At 68.2% G+C, this 5180-nt stretch carries 3 protein-coding genes; 2 read left to right on the top strand and 1 reads right to left on the bottom strand.

Translation table 11 applies throughout. The annotated features are described in order from the left end of the window. Positions 1-2057 (bottom strand): fructose-specific PTS transporter subunit EIIC (locus GWI24_RS39970; RefSeq protein WP_210950933.1); only part of this gene is annotated, 2057 nt, incomplete at its 3' end. Positions 2058-2603: 546 nt separating this feature from the next. Between GWI24_RS39970 and ahcY the strand changes: the two genes are divergently transcribed. Beyond that, the gene (gene ahcY / locus GWI24_RS39975; RefSeq protein ID WP_210950931.1) at positions 2604-4061 is read left to right on the top strand and encodes an adenosylhomocysteinase; all 1458 of its coding nucleotides are present in this window, start codon (positions 2604-2606) and stop codon (positions 4059-4061) included. A gap of 136 nt (positions 4062-4197) precedes the next feature. Beyond that, complete coding sequence (locus GWI24_RS39980) at positions 4198-4815, top strand: hypothetical protein (protein ID WP_210950932.1); 618 nt, start codon at positions 4198-4200, stop codon at positions 4813-4815. Positions 4816-5180: the final 365 nt, after the last annotated feature.

Here is a 5180-nt window from a genome sequence, read left to right on the forward strand (position 1 = left end):
AGATGCTCATCCCCCGCATCCGCCTCCGGCACCGCGATCATGAACACCAGCCGGGCCTTCGTCCCATCCGGCGCACCCCACTCGATCCCCTCGGGGGAACGCGCGAAGCCGACGACCGGAGCGGTCACCGCATCCGTCTTGGCATGCGGGATCGCGATCTCCTCGCCGAGCCCAGTCGTGCCCTGGTCCTCCCGGGCGAACGCGGCCCGTACCAGCTCCGCCGCATCCGCAACCTTGCCGGTGGCGGCCAGTAGCTCAGCCATCTCACGGATCGCGGCATCCTTACCGTCAGCCGCCAACCGCTCCTTCACGGTCTGCTCAGTGAGATACCCGGACAGCGCCTGAACCCCAGGAGCGGCCTCGACCTCGCCGGTCTCGGCGGCCACCCCCTGAGGAACGACCGCCTTACGGGCACCCGCGGCACTACTCGCCTCCCCGGTACGCTCACCGCCGCCCACCCCGGCAAGGACGGGCTCAGCCGCGACCGACGGCGCCCCGGAGGAACCACCCGCGGCGGCACCCGCACCACCCGCACCACCTGCAGCACCCGCAGCACCCACACCAGCCGCAGCAGCCCCCGAATCAACAGCACCCCCACCCACCGACATCAACCCAATCGTCACCAACGCCGTCACCGCCGTACCCACCACCACCGCGACGAAGAACATCGGCACCCCGCCAACCGCGCCCAGCACCGCCACAATCGGCCCCCCATGCGGCACGTTGTCCTCGACCGACGCCACCCCGGCTATCGCCCCGGCGACCGCACCGCCCACCATGTTCGCCGGAATGACCCGCGCGGGACGCGCCGCCGCGAACGGAATCGCACCCTCCGTGATGCCGAAGAAGCCCATGAAGAGCGCCGCGAGCCCGGTCTCCCGCTCCTGGTCGTCGAACATCCGGCGGCGCAGCAGCGTGGCCAGCCCCTGGCCCAGCGGCGGAACCGGAATGGCCGCCGCGCACGCCCCCATCACCTCGGGGTTCTTGGACACCAGCCCGGCACCGAAAAGGAACGCCGTCTTATTGACGGGGCCGCCCATATCGAACGCGATCATCAGCCCGAGAATGATGCCGAGCACCGCCGCACTCGTGCCGGTCAGCCCGCCGAGCCAATCAGTGAGCTGCTCGAAGACCCAGGAGATCGGCTCGCCGAGGACGTAGATGAAGAAGAGGCCGAGCGCCGAGGTCGCCACGATCGGGATCACAATGATCGGCATGATCGGCTGGACGAACTTCGGAACCTTGACCCGCTTGATCCACAGCACCAGATAACCGGCCAGGAAGCCGGTGACGATCGCCCCGATAAAGCCGGCGCCCGCCTCGCTGTCGTACAGCTCGCCGTGCGCCGCGATCCAGCCGCCCACCATGCCGGGCACCAGCGCGGGCCGGTCCGCGATGGCGTAGGCGATATAGCCGGACAGGGCCGGGATCATCAGCTCGAAGCCGATGCTCCCGATGTCGTTGACCGTCTTCCAGAAGGAGTCGTCGGGGATGACGATGCCCTTGGACGTCGTATCACCGCCCAGGGCCAGCGAGACCGCGATCAGCAGACCGCCGACCACCACGAACGGGATCATGTACGAGACACCGTTCATGAGCGCCTTATAGGTGACGCTGCGCCCCTTACTGCCGCCACCGCCACGACCCCCGGAAGCCGCCGCCCCCGAGGCGCCGCGCCCGGCACCAGAGCCGTCGCCCTCGTACACCGGCGCGTCCAGCACCTGCTCGATCAGCCGCTGCGGCCGGTGAATGCCATCGGCGACCCCGACGACAAGCACTCTCTTGCCGACGAAACGACTGCGGTCGACGTCCTTGTCAGCGGCGATGATGATGCCGTCAGCCTCGCTGACATCGTTGTCAGACAGTACGTTCTCGGCCCCGATCGAGCCTTGGGTCTCCACCTTCATGCTGTGGCCGAGCGACTCCGCCGCCTGGGCCAGCTTCTCAGCGGCCATATAGGTATGGGCGATACCCGTGGGACATGCGGTCACCGCGAGCAGTTTGAGCCCCGGTCCGCTGGCCCCCGCACCGTTGGGGGGATCGGCTGGACTGGTCACGTGGTTCTCCTTAACGCGTTGAGCGGGCGCGGGAAGCTGCCAGCGTCCCCGCGCTCGCGGCATCGTGCAATACATCCGGCCGGGATCAAAGCGACGGGCTGAACCCCCGACTCCGGAAACGACGCGACCATCGGCCCCGAAGCGACATGGCCGCGCGCCCCCGAACGACGCGACGCCGACCCTCGAAGCAACGCACCCCTCGGTCCCAAAGCAACGCACCCCTCGCCCCCAAGCAGCGCGGTCGGCAACCACCCAAGCAGCGCACCCGTCGCCCCTGGTCATAGCCGTACGGCCGAAGATGACCGATGGGGGCTGGGGTTCGCTCCGCCGATCGGTGTAGATTCGTGACCGAGCCAGACGTCGCTGCTGATGGCGGTCGGGCGGTCCGCACTGCGGGTCGGCCGAGGGAGAGAGGGCCTCCGACGGACTGCGCACTGTGAGGTAGAAGGGGACAGGTGTGCCCGCTGTCGCGGGGGCCCTGCCCGGCGCCTCGCATGCCCAGCCGAACCACTCTCGCTCGCACACGATCGAGGAGGAGCAGCACTCATGACGACAGCCGTCTCCGGTCAGGACTTCAAGGTCGCGGACCTCTCCCTGGCTGCCTTCGGCCGTAAGGAGATCACCCTCGCCGAGCATGAGATGCCCGGCCTGATGGCGATCCGTAAGGAGTACGCCGAGCAGCAGCCGCTGGCCGGCGCCCGTATCACCGGTTCCCTGCATATGACGGTGCAGACGGCCGTGCTGATCGAGACCCTGGTCGCCCTCGGCGCTCAGGTCCGGTGGGCCTCCTGCAACATCTTCTCCACTCAGGACCACGCGGCGGCCGCGGTCGCCGTCGGCCCCGAGGGCACCCAGGAGAACCCGCAGGGCATCCCGGTCTTCGCCTGGAAGGGCGAGACCCTGGAGGAGTACTGGTGGTGCACGGAGCAGGCGCTGACCTGGCCCGGCACCCCCACCGGTGGGCCCAACATGATCCTGGACGACGGTGGCGACGCCACCCTCCTCGTCCACAAGGGCGTCGAGTACGAGAAGGCCGGCGCCGCCCCTGACGTCGCCACCGCCGAGAACGACGAGCACCGCGTCATCCTCGAGCTGCTGAACCGCACCATCGCGGAGAGCCCGCAGAAGTGGACGCAGCTGGCCTCCGAGATCCGCGGGGTCACCGAGGAGACCACCACCGGCGTTCACCGCCTCTACGAGATGCAGCGGGACGGCACGCTGCTCTTCCCGGCGATCAACGTGAACGACGCGGTCACCAAGTCCAAGTTCGACAACAAGTACGGCTGCCGCCACTCCCTGGTCGACGGCATCAACCGCGCCACCGATGTGCTGATCGGCGGCAAGGTCGCGGTCATCTGCGGTTACGGCGACGTCGGTAAGGGCTGCGCCGAGTCGCTGCGCGGCCAGGGCGCCCGGGTGATCATCACCGAGATCGACCCCATCTGCGCGCTCCAGGCCGCGATGGACGGCTACCAGGTCGCCACCCTGGACGACGTGGTGGAGACCGCCGATATCTTCATCACCACGACCGGCAACAAGGACATCATCCTGGCCTCGGACATGGCCAAGATGAAGCACCAGGCGATCGTCGGGAACATCGGCCACTTCGACAACGAGATCGACATGGCCGGGCTCGCCGCCCTTCCGGGCATCGTGAAGGACGAGGTCAAGCCGCAGGTCCACACGTGGACCTTCCCCGACGGCAAGAAGATCATCGTGCTCTCCGAGGGCCGTCTGCTGAACCTCGGCAACGCGACCGGTCACCCGTCGTTCGTGATGTCCAACTCCTTCGCGAACCAGACCATCGCCCAGATCGAGCTCTTCACCAAGCCGGAGTCGTACCCGACCGACGTCTATGTGCTCCCCAAGCACCTGGACGAGAAGGTCGCCCGCCTCCACCTGGACGCGCTCGGAGCCAAGCTGACCACGCTCCGGCCCGAGCAGGCCTCCTACATCGGCGTCCCGGTGGAGGGCCCGTACAAGCCCGACCACTACCGCTACTGATCGCATCCGCTGATCGCACCGGCGCCGCCGACCACATCGTCGGCGGCCGCTGACCCGGCCCCCGCCCCGGCGGGGGCCCCAGGGCCCGTCCGCGCCATCCGGCCGGGCGGGCCCGACGCTCGTCAAGGACCTCACCATGCCCCGCGGCCGCTACTCCCTCCACGACCCGCACGATCACGCCCCCTTGGGCGAGGAGCACTTCCAGTGCGCTCCCGGGCCCAGCGGTTGGCGCTATGTCGCACAGCGGACCTCACCCTCCGGCGATCACACCGGATCCGTGGATCTCACCCTCGACGAACTCGGCCGCCCGCTCAGGGTGGAGCTGCACGCGTCGAGCTGGCAGGTCAGGGGCGCCGCCCTGGACGGGGTGACCTGGGTCCGCACGGACCCCACCGGGGAGCACGCGACCCAGGGCAATGTCCGCGCCCACTCCTTCACCGGCGCCTCCCCGGCCTTCCTGGTCGCCGTCTCCCGGCTGCTACGCCTGGAACCGGGCGCCGGAGCCGTCCGCGTCCGCCTCGTGGCCTTCACCGATCCGGTCCTCGCACCCCTCACCCTGGATCAGTCCTGGGCACTTCTCGACAGAACCGGTCATGCCACCGACACCGGGCCACTCGTTGTGGACGAGTACCAGGTGAGCGAGCTGGACACCGGAGAGATACGGACGGTCCACATCGCCGGCGACGTGGTGCTCGCCGCCCCCGGCATCGAGCTGGAGCACCTGGAGAGCCCACCGTCGTCCTTCGCGGCCTGATGGTCATCCCACCCCCTCTGACCTGCGAAGTTGAGAAACTTCCAGGAACCTATTGCCCCGGGGAGTGTCGGTGCGTAGATTGGAAGGTCGGGGTGAACGGAGCGCACAGGCGTTCCAGCCCGGCCGTACTAAAGAATCTTACCCGGAGTCCTTGACCAAGGTGGTCCGGGGAGGTAGGTTAGAGCGGTTGTGGTGAGCAGGGTCTGCTCACCCCCAAGCGCATCTGTACCGCTCCGCAGACGGATGAAAATCCAAACGGAGCACCTTTTGACACCCGCAGGCATCACGCGAAGCCGATTAGGTTCGGCGGATGATCGTCTGCTAAAGTCGAAAACACGCCGAAAGGCAAGGCCCTCCAACGGCCA

Source organism: Streptomyces sp. MK37H, assembly GCF_018035285.1.
GTDB classification, from domain to species: domain Bacteria; phylum Actinomycetota; class Actinomycetes; order Streptomycetales; family Streptomycetaceae; genus Streptomyces; species Streptomyces endocoffeicus.

Coding starts and splice junctions, on each gene's coding strand:
- ahcY (WP_210950931.1), top strand. CDS start 2,604: ATGACGACAGCCGTCTCCGGTCAGGACTTCAAGGTCGCGGACCTCTCC.
- GWI24_RS39980 (WP_210950932.1), top strand. CDS start 4,198: ATGCCCCGCGGCCGCTACTCCCTCCACGACCCGCACGATCACGCCCCC.